General features: G+C 46.3%; 24 protein-coding genes and 1 tRNA gene. 21 read left to right on the top strand and 4 right to left on the bottom strand.

The genetic code is table 11. The annotated features are described in order from the left end of the window. Positions 1-55: 55 nt before the first annotated feature. The 3 genes from sov to C5O23_RS09065 all read left to right on the top strand — a co-directional run bounded on the left by sov (position 56) and on the right by C5O23_RS09065 (position 9,191). Entirely contained in the window at positions 56-7,450 is a 7,395-nt protein-coding gene (gene sov, locus C5O23_RS09075) for a T9SS outer membrane translocon Sov/SprA (protein WP_107032624.1), read from the top strand. A 276-nt stretch (positions 7,451-7,726) separates the two neighbouring features. Further along, positions 7,727-7,798, top strand: a tRNA-Arg gene (locus tag C5O23_RS09070). Positions 7,799-7,904: 106 nt separating this feature from the next. Then, positions 7,905-9,191, top strand: a complete 1,287-nt coding sequence (locus C5O23_RS09065; RefSeq protein WP_107032623.1) for a site-specific integrase — start codon at positions 7,905-7,907, stop codon at positions 9,189-9,191. Between the two features lie 494 nt (positions 9,192-9,685). On the opposite strand, the gene C5O23_RS09060 is transcribed toward C5O23_RS09065, so the two are convergent. The 4 genes from C5O23_RS09060 to C5O23_RS09045 are packed head-to-tail and all read right to left on the bottom strand — an operon-like array spanning position 9,686 to position 11,061. Continuing rightward, the gene (locus C5O23_RS09060; protein WP_107032647.1) at positions 9,686-9,910 is read right to left on the bottom strand and encodes a hypothetical protein; all 225 of its coding nucleotides are present in this window, start codon (positions 9,908-9,910) and stop codon (positions 9,686-9,688) included. A 23-nt stretch (positions 9,911-9,933) separates the two neighbouring features. Then, positions 9,934-10,401 (bottom strand): hypothetical protein, encoded by a 468-nt coding sequence (locus C5O23_RS09055; RefSeq protein ID WP_107032622.1) that lies wholly within the window; start codon positions 10,399-10,401, stop codon positions 9,934-9,936. Continuing rightward, a complete protein-coding gene (locus C5O23_RS09050; protein ID WP_107032621.1) occupies positions 10,401-10,586 on the bottom strand; it encodes a hypothetical protein in 186 nt (61 codons plus the stop codon). Before C5O23_RS09050 ends, C5O23_RS09055 begins: the two co-directional genes overlap by 1 nt. Before the next feature lie 4 nt (positions 10,587-10,590). Next, entirely contained in the window at positions 10,591-11,061 is a 471-nt protein-coding gene (locus C5O23_RS09045; protein ID WP_107032620.1) for a hypothetical protein, read from the bottom strand. A 396-nt stretch (positions 11,062-11,457) separates the two neighbouring features. On the opposite strand from C5O23_RS09045, the gene C5O23_RS09035 reads away from it, so the two are divergent. The 18 genes from C5O23_RS09035 (at position 11,458) to C5O23_RS08950 (ending at position 23,442) form a co-directional block, all read left to right on the top strand. Beyond that, on the top strand, positions 11,458-11,676 hold the full coding sequence (locus C5O23_RS09035) for a hypothetical protein (protein ID WP_107032618.1): 219 nt from the start codon (positions 11,458-11,460) through the stop codon (positions 11,674-11,676). Positions 11,677-11,678: 2 nt separating this feature from the next. Continuing rightward, complete coding sequence (locus C5O23_RS09030) at positions 11,679-11,963, top strand: hypothetical protein (protein WP_107032617.1); 285 nt, start codon at positions 11,679-11,681, stop codon at positions 11,961-11,963. Between the two features lie 6 nt (positions 11,964-11,969). Beyond that, positions 11,970-13,937 (top strand): AAA family ATPase, encoded by a 1,968-nt coding sequence (locus C5O23_RS09025; RefSeq protein WP_107032616.1) that lies wholly within the window; start codon positions 11,970-11,972, stop codon positions 13,935-13,937. After that, positions 13,934-14,926, top strand: coding sequence for a recombinase RecT (locus C5O23_RS09020; RefSeq protein WP_107032615.1), 993 nt, complete (start codon positions 13,934-13,936; stop codon positions 14,924-14,926). Before C5O23_RS09025 ends, C5O23_RS09020 begins: the two co-directional genes overlap by 4 nt. 10 nt (positions 14,927-14,936) lie before the next feature. Next, positions 14,937-15,665, top strand: a complete 729-nt coding sequence (locus C5O23_RS09015; protein WP_107032614.1) for an MBL fold metallo-hydrolase — start codon at positions 14,937-14,939, stop codon at positions 15,663-15,665. After that, positions 15,665-16,102, top strand: coding sequence for a NinB/YbcN family protein (locus tag C5O23_RS09010; protein WP_107032613.1), 438 nt, complete (start codon positions 15,665-15,667; stop codon positions 16,100-16,102). Before C5O23_RS09015 ends, C5O23_RS09010 begins: the two co-directional genes overlap by 1 nt. Before the next feature lie 134 nt (positions 16,103-16,236). Then, a complete protein-coding gene (locus tag C5O23_RS09005; RefSeq protein WP_107032612.1) occupies positions 16,237-16,902 on the top strand; it encodes a hypothetical protein in 666 nt (221 codons plus the stop codon). Between the two features lie 2 nt (positions 16,903-16,904). Then, positions 16,905-17,273 (top strand): hypothetical protein, encoded by a 369-nt coding sequence (locus C5O23_RS09000; RefSeq protein WP_107032611.1) that lies wholly within the window; start codon positions 16,905-16,907, stop codon positions 17,271-17,273. Between the two features lie 8 nt (positions 17,274-17,281). Then, positions 17,282-17,704 carry a hypothetical protein gene (locus tag C5O23_RS08995; RefSeq protein WP_240597770.1) on the top strand — a complete coding sequence of 141 codons (423 nt, stop codon included), beginning with the start codon at positions 17,282-17,284 and terminating at the stop codon, positions 17,702-17,704. Positions 17,705-17,726: 22 nt separating this feature from the next. After that, positions 17,727-18,485: a hypothetical protein gene (locus C5O23_RS08990; RefSeq protein WP_107032609.1), complete on the top strand. Its 759-nt coding sequence runs from the start codon at positions 17,727-17,729 to the stop codon at positions 18,483-18,485. 7 nt (positions 18,486-18,492) lie between these two features. Beyond that, on the top strand, positions 18,493-19,371 hold the full coding sequence (locus C5O23_RS08985) for a hypothetical protein (RefSeq protein WP_133166535.1): 879 nt from the start codon (positions 18,493-18,495) through the stop codon (positions 19,369-19,371). Continuing rightward, positions 19,337-20,029: an ATP-binding protein gene (locus C5O23_RS08980; RefSeq protein ID WP_107032607.1), complete on the top strand. Its 693-nt coding sequence runs from the start codon at positions 19,337-19,339 to the stop codon at positions 20,027-20,029. Before C5O23_RS08985 ends, C5O23_RS08980 begins: the two co-directional genes overlap by 35 nt. Next, entirely contained in the window at positions 20,026-20,595 is a 570-nt protein-coding gene (locus C5O23_RS08975; RefSeq protein ID WP_107032606.1) for a nucleoside triphosphate pyrophosphohydrolase family protein, read from the top strand. Before C5O23_RS08980 ends, C5O23_RS08975 begins: the two co-directional genes overlap by 4 nt. Positions 20,596-20,635: 40 nt before the next feature. Further along, positions 20,636-21,106, top strand: coding sequence for a hypothetical protein (locus C5O23_RS08970; protein ID WP_240597768.1), 471 nt, complete (start codon positions 20,636-20,638; stop codon positions 21,104-21,106). Continuing rightward, positions 21,106-21,852 carry a hypothetical protein gene (locus tag C5O23_RS08965; RefSeq protein ID WP_107032605.1) on the top strand — a complete coding sequence of 249 codons (747 nt, stop codon included), beginning with the start codon at positions 21,106-21,108 and terminating at the stop codon, positions 21,850-21,852. Before C5O23_RS08970 ends, C5O23_RS08965 begins: the two co-directional genes overlap by 1 nt. Before the next feature lie 11 nt (positions 21,853-21,863). Beyond that, the gene (locus C5O23_RS08960) at positions 21,864-22,679 is read left to right on the top strand and encodes a ParB/RepB/Spo0J family partition protein (protein ID WP_107032604.1); all 816 of its coding nucleotides are present in this window, start codon (positions 21,864-21,866) and stop codon (positions 22,677-22,679) included. Continuing rightward, complete coding sequence (locus C5O23_RS08955) at positions 22,676-22,873, top strand: hypothetical protein (protein ID WP_107032603.1); 198 nt, start codon at positions 22,676-22,678, stop codon at positions 22,871-22,873. Before C5O23_RS08960 ends, C5O23_RS08955 begins: the two co-directional genes overlap by 4 nt. Continuing rightward, positions 22,870-23,442, top strand: a complete 573-nt coding sequence (locus tag C5O23_RS08950; RefSeq protein ID WP_107032602.1) for a 3'-5' exonuclease — start codon at positions 22,870-22,872, stop codon at positions 23,440-23,442. Before C5O23_RS08955 ends, C5O23_RS08950 begins: the two co-directional genes overlap by 4 nt.

Below are 23,442 nucleotides of genomic sequence, written 5' to 3'. Positions count from 1 at the left end.
CACAGTCCTGAAACAAAGGCGCAACATATTCAAATTACGAAGCATTATCACCGTCATGGCCATTCTGACGGTGACAAGTGCTTTTTTTGCATTCGGCCAAAGTATTTCTCCAGAATTCAATCCTCCGGCTCCAGTCATAACAGCTCCTCAGCAAGGCCAGACTGACACTATCACAACGCTGTTTCCGGTAAGGCCCCTGATACCTCAGACATACGATGAGCTCATGCAGCAGGAACTTGCCACAGACCTGGACTTGCCATCAAACATTTCGACTACCGCTGAATTTGATCCTCAACTGGGATGCTATGTGATCCGCACACGTCTGGGCGAATCAGATATCGTCACACCCTTCTATCTGACACCTCAACAATACAACACCTGGCAGACGCGCCGTCAGATGCAAGACTATTTCAGGCTGCGGAATGCTGAAGCTCTGACAACACCTGACAAGGAGCCCTTCAACATTCTCGACATGAATTTTGCTCTCGGACCGCTTGAAAAAATATTTGGCCCCGGTGGTGTTCAGCTGAAAACCCAGGGTTCAGTGAATCTTTCAATGGGTGTCAAGACCAACAAGACTGACAACCCAGCCCTTGCACTTGATGCCCGCAGGAGGACTTATTTTGACTTTGACCAAAAGATCCAGGCCACGGTAAATGCCTCTGTAGGCGACCGCATGAAGTTCAATATGACCTACAATACAGATGCGACCTTCGATTTCGACTCGAAAAACATAAAACTCGCTTATGAAGGCAAGGAAGATGACATTGTCAAGTCAATCGAGGCCGGTAATGTCTCGATGACCACAGGCTCATCACTCATCCGTGGAAGCACCGCCCTGTTCGGCATAAAGACTCAGTTGCAGTTCGGCAAGCTGACTGCTACTGCTCTTGTCTCTCAACAGAATTCGCAGTCAACATCTGTAAGTTCGAAAGGCGGTGTGCAGACAACTGAGTTCTCAATCAATGCGGATGAATACGATCAGAACCGCCACTTCTTCCTCGGTCACTTCTTCCGTGACAATTACGACGTCTTTGCTTCACGTCTGCCATATGTTTCGTCAGGCATACAGATCACAAGGATTGAAGTCTGGATCACGAACCGCAATGCGCGTTTTGACCAGAGCCGAAATTTTGTCGCGTTCATGGACCTTGGCGAGAATCGGGTGCTCGCCAGTGATTACTGGTTGACAGACCCTGCCTATCCACAGCCATCAAACCTTTCAAACAACCTGCTCGCCACAATCAAGAATGACTATCCCGGAGCACGAAACATCAACACTGTGACCCAGGCTCTTGCCCCGCTGTCTGCCTTGGGGATAAACGGAGGCATGGATTATGAAAAAGTTGAATCGGCCCGTCTGCTCTCATCCTCAGAATACACACTGAACCCTACCCTCGGATACATTTCGCTCAAAAGCGCCTTGGCTTCTGACGAGGTCCTTGGTGTGGCCTATGAATACACATACAACGGCAAAGTCTATCAGGTCGGTGAATTTTCCGCCGACATTTCGACCACCGACCAGTCGCTCTATCTGAAGATGCTGAAATCAACCACCATAAATCCCAAACTCCCGATGTGGGATCTTATGATGAAAAACGTCTATTCACTCGGCGCCTACCAGATAAGCAAATCAGACTTTCGGCTTAATATAAAATATCTGAGTGACACGACCGGCACCCAGATCAACTATCTGCCCGTGGCACCTATTAATAATGTGCCGCTGCTCCAGGTCATGAATCTTGACCGCATAGATTCAAACGAAGCATCAAATCCTGACGGATTCTTTGACTTCATAGAGGGATACACCATTCTTTCCTCTCAGGGCAAAATTATATTCCCGGTTGTAGAGCCGTTCGGATCCAACCTTGAGGAAAAAATCGGCAATCCGGCTGCCGCGGAGCCTTATGTTTACAATCAGCTCTATGATTCAACCCTAATTGTCGCCCGTCAGTTTGCAGACAAAAACAAATTCATCCTCTCAGGCCAATATAAGGGAGCTGAAGGTTCATCCTCGCAAATCAGGCTGAATGCCATGAATGTGCCTCGCGGATCAGTAGTTGTCACTGCCGGCGGTGTTCCACTTGTAGAAAACAGCGACTATACGGTAGACTACACAATGGGCATTGTGACCATTACCAACCAAAGCATCATTGACTCCGGGCAGAGCATCAATGTGACACTGGAAAATCAGTCGCTCTACTCCATGCAACGCAAGACCCTGCTGGGCCTTGATCTCAACTATAAGTTCAACAAAGATTTCAACCTCGGAGCCACTATCATGCACTTCTCCGAGAAAGCTCAGACCGAAAAGGTAAATATCGGAGATGAGATAGTCAACAATACCATCTGGGGGCTCAACATGCAGTATAACACCCAGTTCATGTGGCTGACAAACCTCTTGAACAAGATACCTACGGTCAATGCAGTCCAGCCGTCTACCCTGAGCCTCCAGGCTGAATTCGCAAATCTTATTCCACACAAACAGAAAAGCGGCAGCAACCGCGGATCGTCATACATTGATGACTTCGAGAGTTCACAGATCGGCATTGATCTGCGGTCACCATACTCATGGTTTCTCGCATCCACTCCATATGATCCGAGCGGTGACGCGCTGTTTCCTGAGGCATCGCTGTCAAATGACATCCGCTATGGCAAAAACCGCGCGCTGCTTAACTGGTATAATATAGACCGCATGTTCACAGCCCGCAACTCCTCGATGTGTCCCGGTTATATCAAGAACGATCCAGCCATGCTCAATAACCCTTATGTCCGCGAGATAACCTCACGTGAAATTTTTCCAGGTAGAGAACTTACATATGGCGAATCGAATACCATCCAGACTCTGAATCTGTCATTCTATCCTACCGAACGCGGGCCCTACAACCTTGACGCGACAGATATCGATGACCAAGGCAATCTTCTCTATCCCGAACGCCGGTGGGGAGGCATCATGCGTAAGATGGACAACACCAACTTCGATGCATCGAACATCGAATATGTCCAATTCTGGATGCTTTCGCCATTCCTTGACCCCGACAATGACAACCTTGAGGGTGGAGATCTTTATCTGAATTTCGGAGAAATCTCTGAAGATATACTTAAAGATGGCCTGAAGAGCTATGAGAACGGTGTTCCCGTCAACGGCGATGACCAGTTCATGCAGTCTACTGTATGGGGACGCGTCTCGGCCCAGAACTCTCTGACCTACGCTTTTGACAACAACAGTAGCTCGCGACTCCCGCAGGACGTCGGCCTGGACGGCCTCATCAATGAAGATGAATTCGGCTTCAGCACATATTCCGACTATCTTGCCGAACTGCGCCGTAAACTCAGTCCGTCTGCCATCGAACGCATGGAAGCAGATCCATTTTCCCCTTTCAACGACCCGGCAGGTGATAACTACCACTTTTTCCGCGGATACGACTACGACGAACAGCGTCTCGGAGTGCTGGATCGTTATAAACGCTATAACGGAGTGGAAGGTAACTCACTTTCCCCTTCAGACGCAACTGATCCGCTCTATCAGTCATCACGTGCGCTTCCTGATGTGGAGGACATCAATCAAGACAACACTCTGAACGAATACGAGCGTTATTTCCAATATAAGATCTCAATCCGTCCTGAAGACCTTGTTGTCGGGAAAAATTACATCACCGACAAGCAAGTATCAGTGGTAATTAACAATGATCAGACTACACAGGAAGTAGTCTGGTATCAATTCAAGATTCCTTTGAGCGACTATCAGAAAGTAGTCGGCAACATCAGTGACTTCTCGACTATCCGTTTTGCCCGCATGTTCATGACCGGCTTCAAAGCCGTCACACACCTGCGTTTTGCCACTCTTGAGCTCGTGCGTGGTGAATGGCGCCCCTATCAGTTCAATCTCAATTCACGAGGAGATACCCCGGCCGAGGGTCAGCTTGACATGTCGGTGGTCAACATCGAGGAAAACTCAAAACGCGAACCGGTCAACTATGTGCTCCCCCCTGGCGTCAGCCGCATCACAGACCCCGGCCAAAGCCAGATTGTGCAGCTCAACGAACAGTCCCTTTCGCTTAAAGTCACCGGCCTCCAGCCAGGTGACGCGCGTGGTATTTACAAAAACACCCATCACGATCTGAGAAATTACAAGAAACTCCAGATGTGGGTCCACGCGGAAAAGCTCATTGATGACATGACAAAGCTCCAGTCCGGTGAAATTTCCGTGTTCCTGCGCCTCGGCACTGATGTGCGCAGCAACTATTATGAATATGAAGTACCTCTGCAGCTGACCCCGGCCGGTAAATATGCCGACGATGCCAAAGACCGTGCCATCGTATGGCCTCGTGAAAACTACATGGACTTCAACCTTCAGGCACTTGTCGATCTGAAGAAAGAGCGCAACCGGGCCAAGAATGAACAGCAGCCTGGCGTAGGATTCGCCACTCTCTTTACAGGGCGTGACCCGGACAACGAGCGCAACCGCATGGCCGTCATAGGCAATCCGTCGCTCAGTGATGTCCGTGTGATGCTTATTGGTGTCCGCAACAATGCAAGTACCGCAAAAGATGCCATCGTGTGGCTCAACGAACTGAAAGTAACCGATTTCGAAAGCGAAGGAGGATGGGCAGCGAAAGGCAATCTGAATATCGGAGTAAGTGATATCGCCACGCTGAATTTTGGCGCCCACGTAGAGACCGCCGGCTTCGGCGGGGTTGATCAGAGCCTCAACGCCCGGCGCATGGATGACTATGAGCAGTACAACTTCGCCCTTCAGGTCGATGCCGGCCGTTTCCTCCCTGAGAAAGTCAAGCTGCGCGCTCCGATCTACTACTCAGTGTCAAAAGAAATAATCACGCCGAAATACAATCCTCTTGATCAGGACGTAAGACTTAAAGACGCGCTTGACGCATGCACCACGAAAGCCCAGAAAGACTCGATCCGCAGCTATTCCGTGGAGCACTCCACTATCAAAAGTTTCTCCATTTCAGGTCTGAAATTTGATGTAAAATCCAAAAATCCGATGCCGTGGGACCCGGCTAACTTCACCATAAACTTCTCGTTTAACAAGCAGTCGAAAACAGATCCGACCACCGAATATGAGAACACCAACGACTACCGCGGTTCTCTCCAGTATTCCTACACCCCCTATCTTAAAGGTGTCAAGCCCTTCAGCTTTATAAAAAGCAAGTCGAAACATATGAAGTTCTTCAAGGACTGGGAGTTCAACTATCTGCCGAGCAACATAACGTTCCTGACCACCATTTCGCGCTACTACTACGAAATGCAGACTCGGTCTGAGACTGATGTCGACTTCCAGCTTCCGGTATCTGTCAGCAAGAACTTCATCTGGGACCGTCAGCTCTCGCTCACATGGAACCTGACCAAATCTCTCACCTTCAACTTCAACAGCAACACATCGGCCCGCATTGAAGAGACAATGGGCGCTGTGAACCGCAAACTGTTCCCTGACAAGTACAAGGAATGGAAAGACACCGTATTGCAGAGCATTCTTCATCTCGGAACTCCGTGGAGCTACAATCAGTCATTCGTGGCCAGCTATCGGGCACCGTTCAACAAGATTCCGGTTCTTGACTGGCTGACAGGTAACATATCATATAACTCGACCTATCGCTGGGACCGCGGTGCGGAGGTCGATGGAATCGAAACCGGCAACTCCATTGCCAATCAGGCTTCATGGAATATGGACGGTCGTGTCAATTTTGAATCGCTCTATAACAAGTGGTCCTACACAAAGAAAGTCAACCAGCGCTTCCAGGCCAAAAAGGCTCAGACAAGAGTAAAAAAACCGAAGAAATTCGAACGTACATACGCGCTGCTGCCGGACACCACTCTGACAGTGCGCCACAATCTGCGCAATTCGAAAGTCAAGGTAAAAGCCACGACAGTTGACGGCAAGCCATTCCGCATCACACACAAAGTGAAGGATGCCAACAGCATCGAAGTACTTACACGTGGCGATCAGAACATCAAATTTACTATCGAGGAAGTATTGAAGGAAGAAAAAACTCTTTGGCGCGAGATCGGCGAATATGCCAGCCGCTTCGTCATGTCACCACGCAACGCATCGTTCCGCTTCCGCTCCACCAACTCACTTTCTCTCCCTCTGTTCCGCCCGACCATCGGCAATGTATTCGGCCAGTCACGCAGCTATGGGCCGATGTCGCCCGGACTGGATTTTGCTTTCGGATTCACAGATGAAAGCTACATTGACAAGGCCCTGCACCGCGGATGGCTGATCACCGACGACGGCCAGACATCTCCGGCGATCTTCGCCCACACAAAAGAACTGAACTTCGATCTGACTCTTGAGCCCGTCAAAGGTCTTAAGATCGTGCTGACCACTAACCGGACCGATAACCGCACGCGATCAGTACAGTTTATGTATGACAACATGCCGACAGCCCTTGCCGGCTCCTACACCAAGACCCATGTGGCTCTGAAAACAGCCCTCAGACACTTCAAAGCCGACAACGGATATGCCTCAGATGCCTTCAATGACTTCCTCGCAAACATACCTGTCATCGCAAACCGTGTGCGCTCCCAGTATGCAGGGCTCAACTACCCGATGGGAGGATTCATGGAAGGAAATATCAACGCCGGCAATCCGTTCAATCCCTCCGTCGGCGACATCAGCCCGACAAGTTCCGATGTACTCATTCCGGCATTCATCGCCGCCTACTCAGGCACCAACCCCGGCAAGCAATATCTGACTCCTTTCCCATCGTTTGCAAACGCTCTTCCGAACTGGCGTGTGACCTATGATGGACTCATCTACCTCGGCAACCTGCGCAACGTATTCAAGGCCTTCACACTGAGCCATGCCTACCAGTGCACCTACTCGGTCGGATCATATTCATCATACCTTAACTGGATGAGCGCCGACAAGGGCGACCTCGGATTCACTATTGACGAACTCACCGGAAATCCGGTCCCGACATCGCCCTACAACATTTCATCTGTGGCCATAACCGAAAAATTCGCTCCGCTTCTCGGCGCAGCCGTAACACTTAAGAACGACATGACAATCTCGGCCGACTATCGTGATTCCCGCACTCTGACACTCAACACCTCAGCCGGTCAGATAGTCGAAGCCAATCAGCGCGGCCTGACTATAGGACTCGGCTACAAGATCATCGGCTTCAATACTGTCCTCAAAATGAAAGGATCGGGACGAGGCATATCCAACGACCTCACCCTCAACGCCGATTTTGCATTCTCAGAAACCCAGGCTCTAATCCGCCGCATCGAAACTGCCTACACCCAGCCCACATCAGGCACCCGCTCTCTGACCATGAACTTCACCGCATCATATATCATGTCGCGTCGCCTCACGCTCGGAGCATTCTTCGATCATCAGATCAATACCCCGATCGTATCATCGACCTCCTACCCCACAACCAACACCTCATTCGGCTTTAATCTCAATCTTTCACTCGCAAGATAAACTCTGTCACGTAATACCTATATAAATCCGCACCCTCGAATTGAGATTCAAAAAGCCTCGATCCTGACTCCAATTTGGCCTCAATCCGCAATAAAAACAGGCTGCAAATTGGAAAAATCGATTAATAGTTGTAATTTTGCATTCAAATAAGCCTTGGTAGTTCAACGGATAGAATGGGAAATTCCTAATCTTCCACTCTATTAAAAGGCTCCCGAAAACTCTTATAATCCACTCCGTGATGGAGCTGATGAATAAAATTGAGAATATTACACATAAGCCTCTGTAGTTCAACGGATAGAATAGTGGTTTCCTAAACCATAGATAAGGGTTCGATTCCCTTCGGAGGTACAAATTAGCCCAGTCTGAATAAGATTGGGCTTTTTTACGCTCTCAAAATCCGCAAAAAATTAGTAATTTTGCGGTGTAATATTCTACAATTATTCTACAGAAAAACATGGCAACATTTAAGGCGGAGGTTTATGCCCACCAGAAAAAGGCTGATGGCACCTATAATATCAAGATCCGCGTAACTCAAAATATGAGGAAAAAATACCTCTCAACCCCCTGGTATGTTACCAGGGAGGATCTAACACGTTCCCTAAAACTGAAAAACCAGAAATACGTTGATCTCACTGATGATTTAATAAAGAAATACCGATCGCGTTGTGATCGTGTCGGAGAGGCGATCAAGAGCATGACGGTTGAGCAAGTGGTTGAAATAATCACCAGAGATACCCAGGAGGTGTTTGATCTGGATATTGTGGCTTATGGCAGAGCGTATGCAAAACAGTTGGAGAATGAGGGGCGGATCGGGACTGCAAGAACCTACAATGTTGCGATCAATAGCCTGGTTAGGTATGTTGAAAGGGAAAACATATCCATCAAGGAGATCACCGTTAAGCTGATCAATGATTGGATCCTCTGGCTCCAGAAACTACCAGCCAGAAAAAACAGAGAAAGAGGGGAACGAGCACAAAGCCTCTATCCCTCCGTGTTGAGGGCGATCCACAATAAGGCAAAGGCTGAGTTTAATGATGAGGATGCTGGGATTATTAGGATCCCTCTCTCTCCGTTCAAAAAGGTTACGATCCCCAAAGTGCCGATCACTCGGAAACGTGCCCTAACCATTGATCAGCTCCAGGCACTCATAGCGCACCCCTATACTATGATCATGCAACCTGGTACCAATAGGCATAATCTGGCAAAGGATGTGTTTATGCTTTCGTACCTTTTGCTGGGCATGAATGAGGCGGATCTTTATACTTGTACCGACTGCAAGGGAGGGAGGCTTACTTACCAGAGAGCCAAAACCAGATCCAGGAGATCCGATAAGGCGGAGATCTCCATCAAGATTGAACCAGAGGCAAAGGCTCTCCTGGAGAAATACAAAGATCCGACTGGAGAGAGGGTTTTCAATTTCCATCGGCTTTACGCCTCCATTGATACATTCACGGCTGCAATAAACAAAGGGCTGAAAGTAATCGGCAAAGCTCTCCAGATAGATGATCTGGAGTTTTACGCTGCCAGGCACACATGGGCAACCATCGCCCTCAATGATGCTGGGGTGGATAAGTACACCGTTCACGCAGCACTCAATCATGTGGATGATTCAATGAAAGTAACGGATATTTATCTCCGTAAATCCTGGGATCCAATAGATAAAGCCAATAGAGCCGTTCTGGATCTGATCCCTACCTCTTATGATGTCAAAGAGGAGCGTTATTTGCCTAAGCAAAAATAACATTTGCCTAAGCAAATGTTTGTAATTACTTGAAAATCAATCTCCGAAAAATCGCCTTTTGCCTAAGCAAATGTTTTTCGCCCGAATTTTTCAAAATTTTTTGCCTAAGCAAAAGTAAGTAGCATTGAAAATCAATCACTTATGAACATTTGCCTAAGCAAATAATCTTTTGCCTAAGCAAATGTTATAACTCGCTGATATTCAATAGGGATTTTTCGCCCTTTTGCTTAGGCAAATGTTTTGAGCTATTTTCTTTTGCTTAGGCAAATAAGTCTTTTGCTTAGGCAAATGTTTGTAAATGATTGAAAATCAATCTCCGAAAAATCGCCTTTTGCCTAAGCAAATATTTCCTCGCGTGCGCGTGAGCGTATATACATAAACTATAATATAAAAATATAGATTATAATTGTTATGATTATAAAGAGTATATGAAATAGGGGGTATGGGGGAAAGAACAAAAAGCGGTGCCCAATCTCCAGGCTCCGCTTTCTTTCTTACTCAAACATCTTTCCAACTCCCAGGAGGAGCCACCTGGCACTAACGCCATAGTCTTTCACCATTGGTTGTAGCCAGCTCACCTGGAACCAGCCTCGATCCAGATCTTTCCTCTGGGCTATGAAATTGCGTCTGTCTATTTCGTTCAACCGACAATAGGTGTTTACCCCTCGGATCTTTTTCATCGCTATAATCGCATCCAGAGCGGTGTAGAAACGCTCCATGATCTGTTTACTCACTGGTGTATTCATTTATCACATTCTCTAAAAGAAACGATCCTTTTCATTCCATTGTTGGCTCCCTGGAGTTTGTTAAGAGCCTCAATCTCTCCTCCAGGTACGATCACATGAGTTTTCCCCTCTGCTTTCAGATCCTCCAGAAGTGTTACCTTTGAATCCTTAATCACTGATCGGTACTTTAGGATCGTTTCAATTCTCACTTTCTGCTCGGATGTGCCCTTTTGGTTAGTTGGTGCTGATGTTGGCAGATCATAGCTATTGGCTGATGTGTATTGTGGCAGATCTGGGGCACTTTCCCCAGGTTTGAATTGATAACCACAATCCAGGCACGTCAAACGGAGCTTATTGCTTCCCAGGGCACCAGCTAATAATCCATATCCTCCGAATAGGAGCATCCCAGCAATCCCCTTTTTAGCACTAAAACCCTTTTTATCGGCATGAATATTTGTGCTGCCACATTTAGGACACGCTGCCATTATATCACTATCATATTTACATCCTCCAGGAGTGTTTGCAGTCCGTCATAAGGATTGCCCTGGATTCTGGCAGTTGTTATTGCGTTTGCGATCTCTTTTTTCACCTCCAGGATTCTCTCTGAATTTACCTGGTTTATCAGTGCCTCTTTGTAGAGGTCTATCACCATTCGATAATACTTTTCCATTTTTCTATCTCTTGTTTAAGTTTTCAATAATGGTTAGAAGCCGATCCATCTGCTCCTGGGCTTTGCGTGTCTGAGCTTGTGCCTCCTCTGTGAGCTTTCTCTGAGCAGCGATCTCTATAAAGATACGATCTATATCAAATCCAACTGCACAAGGAGGGTTTATTGTCATATCTCGCCCAGAAAACTTATTGTCGTTACCGTTTATATCCCCAAAAAAATTTTGTTCCCCAGTTTCCGAGTTGAGCATTGATCCCTCTCCAGTTTCCAGCCAGCTCTTATTAAGATCTGGAACAAACCCCGATAGTCTTTCTATAAAGTCTTTCGGTTCTTTCACCTTTGCATTGATGATCTGGGATATTGTGCTCTCCTTAGAGTACCCCATTTTCGCCCCAAGATCTTTCTGTGAGGTGATTATGCCCGATTCTATCATAAATCGGATCAAAATTTTATATCTATCTATCTTGTTGGTTATCATATACTTGTAATTTTGAGCAAAAATTTAATAGAAATTCTTTCGCGAAAGATTTGGTAATTTCGTAGAAAGTCTTTATCTTTGCATCACTAAAACATTTTGAGTGGTGCAAATATAACAAAATATGTTTGTGCAACACACAATTTAAGCGTAAAAATTATGGCAAAAAACAGATTTCGGGAACACTATGATGCTTTGCCCCCAAAGGCGCAAAAAGCTCCCAAGTCGGCATTTGTAGATGAGATCGCTGAACTATGCAAGGTGCATCCAGCCACGGTTAGGTGCTGGATATACGGCACTCAAAAGCCAGACGCATTAAGGCGATCTCTCATTGCAAAGCATCTGAACATCCCAGAGAGTGAATTATTCGATTAACAACAATCTAAAAATGCAACACCGATGAAAGGTTGTCAAATTTACAATCTCGTGTGGCTCATTGTATGGGCACTGCTCGGTATCGGAGGAATTTACGGTATCATTATGGGCAACTGGGCACACCTCGTTACTGCTGCTGGCAGTGCTTATTTCTCCTACCTCCTTATCGTGGAGGATGAGGATGGGGAAAGCCTCAAAGATTTTGCCGTGCGTATGGTAAGATACAATACCGAGGGAAAATAATCATGCAAATAATTCTGGATCTATACGAACTCAAAAACATCTGCTCCCAAATGTCGGAGTTAGGAGCTGCTAACTATGCCAAGAGCACAACGCCAGCAAAAGATCTCATGTCGCAACGTGAGGCTTATAGGGTGTTTGGTGAGGCAAGAGTGAAACGCTGGGTGCATGATGGACTGGTAACTGGCTCCAGGATGGGTAGCACGATCCGCTCAAAGATCCAATACTCCAGAGCGGAGCTAATGGCTGCAAATACCGCTGAAAAATTCAATTCAATAATCAATAAATAATTTAGTATGAGCACAATCACGCTTAAATCGCTATCGCTGGTGAATTTCAAGGGTGTGAGGGAGCTGTATCTGGATTTCACCCAGCAGGTAACTGTAATATCTGGTGAAAACGGTACTGGCAAAACCACCATCTTTGATGCTTTCCACTGGCTGCTTTTCGGCAAGGATAGCACTGGCAGATCGGATTCCAATTTCAACATTAAAACGATTGATCCGATAACAAAGAAACCGATTTTGCACCTGGAACACTCTGTGACAGCCGTTCTGCTCGTTGATGGCAGAGAAGTTAAGATCCAGCGTTGCTACTGTGAAAAGTGGAGCCGTGCAACGGCAAACACCGAGGAGCGACTGATCAACCATTTCACGGAGTTTTATATCAATGATGTGAAAATGGGCACAAAGAGGGAGTTTGATTCAGAGATTGCAGAGATCATACCAGAGGATGTTTTCAAGCTGGTAACGAACCCTTACTACTTTGTGAGCCTCAAACCAGAGTATCAGAAAGCAATCCTCCTGGAAATGGTGGGTACTGTTAGTGATGAGGAGGTTGCTGGCACAAATGAGGCTTTCGTTAAGCTCCTGGCAGAACTCAATGGCAGATCTTTGGCAGCATACGCTAAAGAGGTGGCAGCAAAAAAGAGGGCTTGCAATGATGAGCTGAAAATCATCCCCAGCCAGATAGATACTGCAAACCGCCTCCGCCCCCAGCCCGAAAACTGGGAGGAGCTGGAGAGTCAGAAAGCCGATAAAGAAAAACGCCTCCAGGCTGTAGATGATCAGATCAGTGATCGTTCTAAGGCTACAGAGGCAGAGTATAAGCGTAAATCCGATATACAACAACAGATCGGACAGAAACGCATGGAACTCAACAAAGCAGAGAATGAGATCAGAACCACCGCCCTCTCTGGTATCAACCAGGCGAAAATGGATCTACAGAAACTCCAGTTTGATCTCTCCAATGCCCAGGCAGCACGATCCAATCTGGTAAAGAAACTCCAGGCTAAGGAGGATCAAATAACCCAGATGGTTAGCACCATAGCTGAAATGAAAACGGAATACATCCGTATTTTCAAAGAGGTTATGCCTCTGATCCCCAATGGTACATTTGTGTGCCCTACTTGCAACCGCCCTCTGGAGGCAGCCGATATTGAGGCTAAAAAGGCGGAACTGGAGGCGAATTTCAACAGTAATAAATCTCAACGCCTCAAAGCCAATGAGGAAAAGGGTAAAAAGCTCACAGATGAGCAAAACCAGCTTCAGAAAGAGGCTGATGAGATCCGAAACGCTATCAGTAAGACGGATGCTAACATTAAAGCCGTCAGTGCCCAGGTTGAGGCAAAGAAAGCCTCAATCCCAGAGGCTCCCAATGTGGATGCCATGATCCAGAATGATACCGTTTGCCAGGCTCTCCGCAATGAGATCTCCGAGCTGGAAAATCAGCTCACAATGAACGCTCAAACGGTGGATGTTTCCGATCTCTCAAAAGAGAAAGTGCAACTCCAGGGAGAGATCCGAGAACTGGAAAGATCTCTGCTAAAACGTGATGCTATCGAAAGAGCCGATAAGGAGATCAATGATCTGGAGGAAAAACGTATTGCCAACAATCAAGCTCTGGCAGATCTGGAGGGATGGGAGCTGATAGCCCTGGAATTTCAGAAAGCCAAAGATGCAAAGCTCCAGGAAAAGATTGATAGCCTTTTCACATACGTTTCTTTCTCTTTCATCAAAGAGCAACTGAACGGCAACGAGAATGTAACGTGCATTTGCACTGTCAATGGCACTCCCTATCCCGATGTTAATGCTGCTGGAAAGCTCAATGCTGGACTGGATATAATCAATGCCGTGTGCAAACACAAAGGCGTATCAGCTCCGATTTTCATTGACAACAGAGAGAGCGTAAACCAGATTATCCCAACAATCTCCCAGGTGATCAACCTCTGTGTTTCCCTGGATGCTAAAATAACCATACGATGATGGCACCGCAAACAACAACCGTAACGGCTGCAAACCAGGAACCAGCCAAGTTAAAGCCAGTTGATCTCCTCAAAAAGGCGATCAATGAGAAAGATGTGCAACAGCAGATCCAGGATGCCCTGGGGAAAAACGCTGGCTCATTCATAACCTCTGTGTTGGAACTCTTTGGAGGTGATTCCAAGCTCCAGAAATGCGAACCTAAACGTGTGATCTGGGAGTGCCTTAAAGCTGCTTCCCTCCGCCTCCCTATAAGCAAGGCTCTGGGTTTCGCTTTCGTGATCGCCTACAAATCCAGACAGAAATTTACCGTACAAAATCCCGATGGATCATATCGTGAGGTGTGGGATGATGTCTATTCGCCCACTTTCCAGATAGGCTACAAAGGTCTGATCCAGTTGGCTATGCGTACTGGTCAATATCGCACGATCAATGCCGATGTGGTCTATGAGGGAGAGCTGCGAAAAGGCTCAAAGCTCACTGGGATATACGACTTTGACGGAGAGAAAAAATCCGATAAGGTGATAGGATATTTCTGCTACTTTGAGTTGCTGAACGGCTTTTCAAAAACCCTCTATATGTCGGTTGAGGCGATGGCTGCTCATGCAAAGCAATACTCAAAGGCACTCTCTGGAAAAGATATAACTGTGGAAAGTCTGCTCAACCTGGCAAATCTGCCTATGGTTGCCGATAGCAAAACTCTGGGCTGGCTGGGCAACTTTCATGGCATGGCGATCAAAACCACTATCCGCAATTTACTTAGTAAATACGGCTATCTCTCTGTGGAAATGGAAAAGGCATTTAACTATGAGGCAGAGAGCGATGAGAGAGCAATGGAGATAGATACTGATCACCAGCTCCCAACCTCCAGCGTGGGTATGGAAAGCAATGTGATTGATCTGGAAACCACCTCCTTTGAGGATCTTTCCCAGGGGAATACTCCCCAGGTGGCAAATCCCCAAAGCGATGATGATGTAGTTGTACCCTACTAATTGACGTGATATGAAACTGGTTGTGTTAGGTAGCTCCTCCAGCGGTAACTGCTATGTGTTGGATGCTGGCGATGAGGCATTGATTCTGGAGGCTGGGATCCGACTGAATGAGGTAAAAAAGGTTTTAGGATTCAACATCCGCAAGGTTGTGGGCTGCCTAATCACACACCAGCACGGAGATCACGCAAAGTACATTAAGGGCATGGTTGAAATGGGTTTTACCACTCTGGCTCTCCCAGAGGTTTGGACTGCAAAAGAGGTCTGGGGATCTCGCTCCGTTGCAATAGCTCCTGGTAAGGGCTACAAACTGGGAAATTTTAAGATTATTCCCTTTCCAGCTTTCCATGATGTGCCGTGCGTGGGCTACATGATAAATCACCCCCAGAGTGGTAATATCATGTTTCTTACCGATAGCTATGTGTGTGAATACAAGTTTCGCAATCTCAATCATGTGCTGATAGAGTGCAACTATGCCGATAACGCCTTATACCAGGCGATCAGAGAGGGGCGTACATTGCCCTCCCAGAGGGAGCGGTTGCTAACCTCACACATGGAGTTGGAAACTTGCAAAGAGTATCTGAAAAGTTCTGACCTATCCCAGGTAAAAAATATCGTTCTGCTCCATCTCTCTAAGGATAATGGCGATGAGCCGTTGTTTGTGTCGGAGATTGAGAGAGCGACTGGGAAAGAGGTATATGCTGGCAAACGTGGTCTAACTGTAAATCTGGATCGTATCTAATGGCAAACAAAGCCCTCATAGAAAAAAGGAAAGGTTTGTTCAATCTCAAACCTCTTTACGACTGGTTCAACAATGCCCTGGATGGGTTTTATCGGATTGAGATCAAGAGGATCCGAAAGCCCAGAAGCAATGATCAGAATGGTTGGCTATGGGGTTGCATCTATCCAATGATGCTGGATGCCCTCCTGGAGGCTGGATGGGAGTTTGTGAGTGTGGAGCAAGTTCACGAATTTTTCAAGGCTCGGATAACTGCTGATAAGGTAGTGAACAAACACACTGGAGAGATCATAGAGTTCCCTGGATCTACTGCCACTATGGACACCGTAACATTCTCAACATACTGTGAAAAGTTGAGGGAATATGGCAGAGAGTATCTGGGTATTGAAATCCCCGATCCCAATAAATACTGGAGGATAAATGATAAGCGTACCAGATAATTTGATCCATGAGTTAGCCAGGCATTTGCCAATGATTCTGGAGAATATGCCGAAAGCTCCAAGTAACAAGCTAAGGTTATTAAATGCAATAAGAGTTACCAAACAAAATATCAACAAATTAAAAAAGTTAAGCGATGAGCGAAAACAAAAAAGTGGAGATATACGAAAGTAATCTCAATGCTGCCTATAAGGTAGCAAACGAAAATGGCGGTGACGAGCGTATGATCCGCCTCCTTGATGCCCTTACTGGCAAGACTGCAACAGAGGACAATTGCCCCAAACCCTCCCTGGATGATTACAAGACGATCCAGAGCTATGAGGATGCTTGTGAGGCTCTGGGAGAAAATCCTATCCTTTCGGAGGATAGGGAAAAGGCTCTGTGTGCTAAATTCCTTGATCACTGGGATTATCGCCAGGATATGCCTAAACATATCATTGCGCTGATGAAGCTGGAAACCATTAGCCGTGCTCTCTGGGGGCGTAATTTCCAGCCTAAACCCGATGGCAAAGGCTCCCAGATCCTCTGGTACCCCTGGTTTGCCCTCTATACCCAGGAGGAGGTGAATGGCATGGATGAAGATCGTAGGGGTGCCCTGCTCGCTGCTGGTGCGAATGATGGTGCGCTTGCGGGTTTCGGTTCTCTGGATTCGGGTAATCGCTCCTCGTTTGCGACTGCGAACTTTGGGTTCCGCTTGTGCCAGGAAACGAAGGAGAAAGCAGAGTATTTCGGCAAAAAGTTTATCAAGCTCTGGGCTGAATACCACCAGTTCAATTTCATTGTTGGTGATCACCTCAAATAAAAATGGCTATGTGGACTAACATTTTTTACGGTGTTGTGGCTCTGGCTCTGGTGTTTCAGATCGTGCTCCTATTCCTGGGGGAAAAGATCCACGGCAAGCTCAAAACCCAGGGCAACTACTCCCTACTGGGGATCGTGTGCAACACCCTTACTGCTGCTACTGTAGTGGTGTTTTTCGGAGGTGTTTTCAGCACTCAATCAGCTCTCTTTATATTTCTCCTTTTCAACATATTTCTGGGGAAATGGATGGGCTGGAGGACACTAACCAAACGGATCATAACAATAATGGTTCTGGCATTTGTGCTGATAAACAAATACCAGTTGCATATCAACTTTTACAAACAAATTTATAATCTCTTTACGCAATGGTAGATGAAATTATGTGCTTGGATCTCCCAGTAGAGGAGAGGGAGCAAGTAATGAGGGATAACTGCGATCAGATTCTGGAGCGGAGTTATACCAACAAGTTTGACCAGGATGCGATCAACGCTCGGAGGGCAGAATATGCCAATGTAGGCATCCAGGTTGCAGAGCTTGAAAAACAGCTTGCAGAGATCCGTGCCGAATACAAAGGTAAGATCAAGCCCCTCGTTGAGCGGATGAGTGGAATCCTGGAGGAGATCAAATCTGGTGGCGAATGGGTTACAACCGATGTTTTCCTTTTCAAGGACTTTGAAAGCGGTATGGCTGCAATCTATGCCCCCGATGGGCACCTCCTGGAGAAACGCCCTCTTACACCTGGTGAAAAACAGCCTACAATCATGTCGGCAATCAGAAATTTCCGTACTGGTACGGATGATTAACAAACCTTAAACAATTTCAAAGATGGAAGATCAGAACAAAGAGATCGTTGTCAATATCGGCAACTATGACGGTGAGAAACCTATTGAGGTTATCTATCGCAATGGGGAGGCAGCCCCCCAGCCAGCTCCTCTGGCAACAAAGGCTCCAGAGAGCATCAATGTTGAGGGCGTGATCTCAACACCTCTGGATTGGTTGGAAAAGCGTGTTGGTACAATAGACCAGCTCACAGCCAATATCAAGGTAGATCGTGAAAATATGAAAATCACCCTCACTGTGAATGAGCGTGATTTCTACACCAAATCAAAGATCGTGGGCACGGTTGCTTTCACAGACACCTACACACGCTTTGGCATCAACGATGGCACTATAGGATGGCTCCCAGCCAAACTGGGGCAGTTCCTCCGCCTCAATCGTGGCGTGTTTACCGATCGCCAGGAGTGCATGACTCTGGTTTCAAAGCTCAAAAATTTCACCGCTAAGGCAAAGGCGGAGATCCAGAAACAGCGTGATCCCTCTGGCTCTACAGCCGATGTTTACCGCCAGGAGGTAGAAAGCAACCTCCCCAAGAGTTTCACAGTGAACGTGGCGATATTCAAGGGGACTGCAAAGGAGGCTATTGAGGTGGAGTTTGATCACTACCTCAAAGATGGAGAGGTTTTCCTACAGCTCGTTTCCCCTGGAGCCAATGAGCTTACCGAAAGCTACCGTGATCAGTGCATTGATACCGTGCTGAATAAGATCCGTGAAATCGCACCAGATATTGCTATTCTGGAGGTATAACAATCTCATGGCTCGTAAACGTCAAATCCCACTAATGCCCTTTGACACCTTGGCATGGCTCTCCATGCCAGGTGTGAGGGGGCTATCTCCAGAGATCAGATCTCTCTGGGTTGATCTGCTATGCCTAATGTGGGGGAGCGTTGAGCGAGGAGCGTTGCTAAAGCCTAACGGAGATCCATACTCCAGGAGCGAAATAAACCGCCTCCTGGCGATAAATGATGATGGAGTGATAGGAACCCTCATTGATGCTGGATTGTGTGCATGGCGTGATGATGGTGCTCTTATAAGTAGGCAGATTATCCGAGGAGAGGAGATCAGAGCTAAACGGAGAGAGGCTGGGCTGAAAGGCGGAAACGCCACCAAAGCAAAGATGTTATCCGTTGAGGAGCCGAAAGTGAAACCTCCGAAAGTGGAGCCACCAAAGAAACCAGATGTGGATCCAGTCTTACCTCTGATAGCTGATGATCCTCCCCAGGGGGAAACACCGCCACCTCTCACAGAAAAGGAAAAGGCAGCAGCAGAGAAAAAGAAAAAGTATAAATACAGCGATTTTGTAACCCTAACACATGATGAGTATGCCAAACTGGTTGCAGAGTTTGGAGAGGATGCCGTTAAGGACATGATTGATATTCTAAACAACTGGAAAGGATCAAATGGAAAGAAAACAAAGAGTGATTATTTCACCATACGAAAATGGGTTATAAACGCATATTACGAACAACAGCAACGAAATGGAGTTTATCCACGGCAACATATCGCAACAGCTAACCCAGGAGGAGGCTCTGCGAATAATAAGGGATGCCCAGGCGCAACGCTACCAGCTAACCAAAGAGAAGGAGGCGGCAGCAACGATGAGGCACAGAAAGACTATTCTGAAAGGTTTTAAGTATGATCTTTCAGACCCAGAGGAATATGCCAGACACAGAAGCCTGGTTATGGCGATCGCCAATAATCTCATGCTAAGAGAGCTGGGCACATTCCAGGTTGATGAGCACAATCGAAAAGTGCTCAAATTCTTACTCCTCTATTTCAATGGATGTGCATTGGCAGAGGATGTTTTCCCAGAGGAGGATTATAAGATCCACAAAAATATCCTCCTCATAGGGGAGCCTGGAACTGGGAAAACGCTCCTTATGCAGATCTTTGCGGATTATCTCCGTGAAATTGGTAATGAGATGGTGTTTAGGAATATCAGTGCAACCCAGTTGATGAACTTTCACAAGGTGAATGGGCATATCAACAAATACACCTACAACGAAACAGATAAGGTGGAAACCTATGATGGCTGCAATCCGCTACATATCTGCCTCAATGATCTGGGATTGCAAACAGAGAACCAGAAAAGTTTTGGCACGATGCTAAATCAAGTGATGGATGAGTTTCTGTTTGCCAGGTATGAGATCTACCAGCAGTACCAGAAACGCTTTCATATCACCTCCAACCTAACGGTTAAGGATCTCAAAAGTAGGTTTGAAAAGCGTTTGGTTGATCGTTTCAAATCGTTTAACGTAATTGAGCTGCGTGGAGGCAGTAGGAGAAAATGACACCAGTAGATTGGAATAAGCTCCGAGATTGGGCACATAAAACATCCGTGGAGCATGGTTTCTATGAGGATAAGCCCAGCAACATCCATTTCCTCTGTCTGATCATTTCAGAGCTGATGGAGGCGGTTGAGGCTGATAGGAAAAACCATAGGGCGAAAACCCACTCCGAGGATTGGAAAAGGTATGGAATTTTCTCTGATCAGACTTTCCACCCTGGCAACATCTATTTCAAAGAAAACTTTGAGGTGCAAATCAAAAACACCCTGGAGGATGAGCTGGCAGATGTTGTAATCCGCTGTCTGGATATGGCTGGAGCCAATAAGATTGAATTGCCGTATGGCACTCCTCCAGCGATCATAAACCAAGGCAACACGTTCACCGAGAAAATCTGGTTTGTTGTGAGTACCCTGGTGGATAGACGTGCAACCCTCACAGCAAAGCTCCACACTACCATAGGGCACTGTTTCCAGCTTGCAAGGGAGTATAACATTGATCTGGTATGGCATATAAAGAAAAAGATGGCATACAATTCTCTCCGCTCTCCCAAACATGGAAAGCGTTATTGATACCAAAAGTGTGTTTGTCGAACAATCTAACAACAGAATAATGACTAAGAAAGTAGCAAAAAAGAAAGTGATCCTCACTCTCTGTAAGGTGTTTCCAGTAACACACCAGAGAGCAAAACAGCCCACTGGTTTTGAGGAAAAACTGAATTGTGGGGAAAAGATCCACACGATCAGAGGCAACAACAAAGGCGTGTGGGATAGTCGCTATGCCGATATAGCCTCTGGTGGTAAGTATCTCTCTATCCGTGAATGGGAGGGCAGACCGTATAACTCCCAGCAGAGGGAGATCGCTAGGCGTGATCAGATCGGAATGCAAAAAATCACCATGACCTATGGCTCCGATGATGCCATACCCCAGGCATGGGTTGATGGTCGAGAGGTGCCAGTGGAGGCTCTGGCTAAAAACGATGGGCTTTCAGTAGAGGACTTTGTGAATTGGTTTTTTGGCAGCGTTCACGAGGGTAATGTATTTGAGGGCGTAGTAATTCATTTCACAAACTTTCGTTACTAATGGAAATTAAAGGGAAAGTACATTGTTTCTTTGAGCAATCGGGAACATTCAAAAACGAGTTTATTAAACTTGGGATCCCAGCCGAAGATTACGACATTCAAAATAATTTTGGCGAAACAGATCATACGGATGATTTGTTCGCTGAGATTGAAAAAGCCTATGATGGAAAACCCAGCTTGTTTGATGGCATTTCTAAAGATGATTTGGTTATGGCTTTCTTTCCGTGTATCTATTTCTCTTGTGTTAGTCAAATGTTATTTGGATGGAACGCAAAGAATTATAGAAAACTTGATACTAAATCAAAGTCGAATGAAATAATCAAAAGAGCAAACAATCGTTTGACTTTCTATGTGCTACTAATCAAGCTGTATTCTTTAGCGGAGATAATGGGTTTTCGATTGATCATTGAAAATCCCTGGTCTATGCAAACATACTTAAAGGCTAATTTTGTTAAACAGCCCTCTTTAATAGATAATAATCGAATGATGAGAGGAGATTTCTTTGTCAAACCCACAGCTTATTGGTTTGTAAATTGCGAACCAACCAACGGACAAACATATCAATTTGACAAAGAAAAGAAAAGTATAATTCATGCAAAGAAAGGAGCTAAGGCAGGTATCTGTAGCGAGGAACGGTCAATGATAAGCCCCGATTATGCGAGGAATTTTATATGTGATTTCATTCTTGGGAAAACTCAAGAAAAAAACGAAACAACATTATTTGATAATTTTTTTGAATTTGAATAGATCATTTGTTAATGAAAACAAACGCTACAAAAAGAACGGATATATTCCTCATTGATCCCCGAAATATCGTGGTGATGGATGGTTTCAATGTGCGAATTGATTTTGATCTAGATGAGCTTAAAGAGCAGATCAAGGCTGCTGGAGTACTCAATCCTATAACTGTTATTCCTTTCAAGGATGAGGATGGAAATGAGAGATACAAGCTGGTGGATGGTGAAAGGCGTTACCGTGCTACTATGCTGGCTATAGAGGAGGGTGCAAACATCCCCTTTATCAAGGCTCTCAAAGCTCCGAAAGATAGCACCCCAGAACAACTCTATATAGAACAGATGATGCGAAATGAGGGCAAGCGTTTCACTGAATACGAATGTGCAATCATGTTTCGCAGATTCAAGGAGGAGTTTGGCTATAGCCAGGTGCAAATAGCCGATAAGTTTAAGAAATCGCCAGCGTTTGTGAGCAAATGTCTCTCTCTGCTGGATCTCCCCAAATACCTCCAGGATCAGATCATATCTGGCACCCTTTCCACAAAGGCAGCCAGGGAGATCGGCAACAGCTATGAAACTCCAGGTGCCCAGGTGAGGGCTGCAAAGAGAGCCGTTGCAGAAGCCCAGGAGCAAGGAAAATCCACCGCCACAAATAAGGAGGTTGGCGGATCTCTCAAAGATATGAGGGAGGCAAAAGCGATCTCCGAGGCTCTAAGAAAGGTGTGGGCTTATATGGATGGAGAGAATCTGGTGGATATTGACCGCCTGGCAACGCTCCTGGATCAGAGAGGGAGCCTACATAGAGCCATGAGGGAATACAAGAAAGGAGGTGCAAAATGAGCGACAAATACGGTGTAATCAACATACCCCAGTGGATGATAGATGCCACTCCGATGCCCAGGCTCCCCAGAAAGCAGAAAAAGCGGATCATTAAGACCGCTGGGAGGGAAAACTATAGATTGATCCTCCAGCACATGAGAAAAGTTTATGCCATGTTTGGCTATCGTAAATTCAACATAAAAGAGTTAAAATGAAAGCGTTATTCTTTGACCTGGAAACTACTGGCACATATCCAGGAAAGCATGGGATCCACCAGATGAGCGGAATGATCGTGATTGATGGTGTGATCAAGGAGAAATTTGATTATAAAGTAAGACCCAATCCGAAAGCGGAGATCCTGGATGAGGCTCTGGCTGTGGCTGGTGTAACCAGGGAGCAAATTCTGGCTTACCCTCCTATGGAGGAGATCTACCGTCAGTTTGTGGATCTGCTGGCAAAGTATGTGGATCGCTACAACAAAAAGGATAAGTTTTTCCTGGTTGGCTACAACAACGCCAGTTTTGATAATCAGTTTCTCCGAGGCTGGTTTCTCCAGAATGATGATCAATACTTTGGCTCCTGGTTTTGGAGCAATAGTGCCGATGTGATGGTGCTGGCTACACCGTATCTGGCTGAAAAACGATCAGAAATGAAAGACTTTAAGCAAGGCACCGTTGCAAAGGCTCTGGGGATCCAGGTGGATGATACCAAGCTCCATGATGCCCTCTATGACATAGAGATCTGCAAAGCGATCTTTGACATTGTTTCACCCTACAAGTTATAA

It is taken from the genome of Duncaniella muris, assembly GCF_003024805.1.
In the GTDB taxonomy this organism is placed as follows: domain Bacteria; phylum Bacteroidota; class Bacteroidia; order Bacteroidales; family Muribaculaceae; genus Duncaniella; species Duncaniella muris.
The sequence above is the reverse complement of the archived record's forward strand: the minus strand, read 5'-3'. Positions and strand labels throughout refer to the sequence as shown.

What these genes read in the sequence shown, in the direction of transcription:
- C5O23_RS09055 (WP_107032622.1), bottom strand. Translation starts at nt 10,401, where the DNA reads ATGGCAGCGTGTCCTAAATGTGGCAGCACAAATATTCATGCCGATAAA.
- C5O23_RS08990 (WP_107032609.1), top strand. Translation starts at nt 17,727, where the DNA reads ATGGAAGATCAGAACAAAGAGATCGTTGTCAATATCGGCAACTATGAC.
- C5O23_RS09020 (WP_107032615.1), top strand. Translation starts at nt 13,934, where the DNA reads ATGATGGCACCGCAAACAACAACCGTAACGGCTGCAAACCAGGAACCA.
- C5O23_RS09000 (WP_107032611.1), top strand. Translation starts at nt 16,905, where the DNA reads ATGGCTATGTGGACTAACATTTTTTACGGTGTTGTGGCTCTGGCTCTG.
- C5O23_RS09005 (WP_107032612.1), top strand. Translation starts at nt 16,237, where the DNA reads ATGAGCGAAAACAAAAAAGTGGAGATATACGAAAGTAATCTCAATGCT.
- C5O23_RS09030 (WP_107032617.1), top strand. Translation starts at nt 11,679, where the DNA reads ATGCAAATAATTCTGGATCTATACGAACTCAAAAACATCTGCTCCCAA.
- C5O23_RS08985 (WP_133166535.1), top strand. Translation starts at nt 18,493, where the DNA reads ATGGCTCGTAAACGTCAAATCCCACTAATGCCCTTTGACACCTTGGCA.
- C5O23_RS08950 (WP_107032602.1), top strand. Translation starts at nt 22,870, where the DNA reads ATGAAAGCGTTATTCTTTGACCTGGAAACTACTGGCACATATCCAGGA.
- C5O23_RS09060 (WP_107032647.1), bottom strand. Translation starts at nt 9,910, where the DNA reads ATGGAGCGTTTCTACACCGCTCTGGATGCGATTATAGCGATGAAAAAG.
- C5O23_RS09050 (WP_107032621.1), bottom strand. Translation starts at nt 10,586, where the DNA reads ATGGAAAAGTATTATCGAATGGTGATAGACCTCTACAAAGAGGCACTG.
- C5O23_RS08975 (WP_107032606.1), top strand. Translation starts at nt 20,026, where the DNA reads ATGACACCAGTAGATTGGAATAAGCTCCGAGATTGGGCACATAAAACA.
- C5O23_RS09010 (WP_107032613.1), top strand. Translation starts at nt 15,665, where the DNA reads ATGGCAAACAAAGCCCTCATAGAAAAAAGGAAAGGTTTGTTCAATCTC.
- C5O23_RS08965 (WP_107032605.1), top strand. Translation starts at nt 21,106, where the DNA reads ATGGAAATTAAAGGGAAAGTACATTGTTTCTTTGAGCAATCGGGAACA.
- C5O23_RS08970 (WP_240597768.1), top strand. Translation starts at nt 20,636, where the DNA reads ATGACTAAGAAAGTAGCAAAAAAGAAAGTGATCCTCACTCTCTGTAAG.
- sov (WP_107032624.1), top strand. Translation starts at nt 56, where the DNA reads ATGGCCATTCTGACGGTGACAAGTGCTTTTTTTGCATTCGGCCAAAGT.
- C5O23_RS08995 (WP_240597770.1), top strand. Translation starts at nt 17,282, where the DNA reads ATGTGCTTGGATCTCCCAGTAGAGGAGAGGGAGCAAGTAATGAGGGAT.
- C5O23_RS09035 (WP_107032618.1), top strand. Translation starts at nt 11,458, where the DNA reads ATGAAAGGTTGTCAAATTTACAATCTCGTGTGGCTCATTGTATGGGCA.
- C5O23_RS08980 (WP_107032607.1), top strand. Translation starts at nt 19,337, where the DNA reads ATGAGGCACAGAAAGACTATTCTGAAAGGTTTTAAGTATGATCTTTCA.
- C5O23_RS09025 (WP_107032616.1), top strand. Translation starts at nt 11,970, where the DNA reads ATGAGCACAATCACGCTTAAATCGCTATCGCTGGTGAATTTCAAGGGT.
- C5O23_RS09065 (WP_107032623.1), top strand. Translation starts at nt 7,905, where the DNA reads ATGGCAACATTTAAGGCGGAGGTTTATGCCCACCAGAAAAAGGCTGAT.
- C5O23_RS09045 (WP_107032620.1), bottom strand. Translation starts at nt 11,061, where the DNA reads ATGATAACCAACAAGATAGATAGATATAAAATTTTGATCCGATTTATG.
- C5O23_RS09015 (WP_107032614.1), top strand. Translation starts at nt 14,937, where the DNA reads ATGAAACTGGTTGTGTTAGGTAGCTCCTCCAGCGGTAACTGCTATGTG.
- C5O23_RS08960 (WP_107032604.1), top strand. Translation starts at nt 21,864, where the DNA reads ATGAAAACAAACGCTACAAAAAGAACGGATATATTCCTCATTGATCCC.
- C5O23_RS08955 (WP_107032603.1), top strand. Translation starts at nt 22,676, where the DNA reads ATGAGCGACAAATACGGTGTAATCAACATACCCCAGTGGATGATAGAT.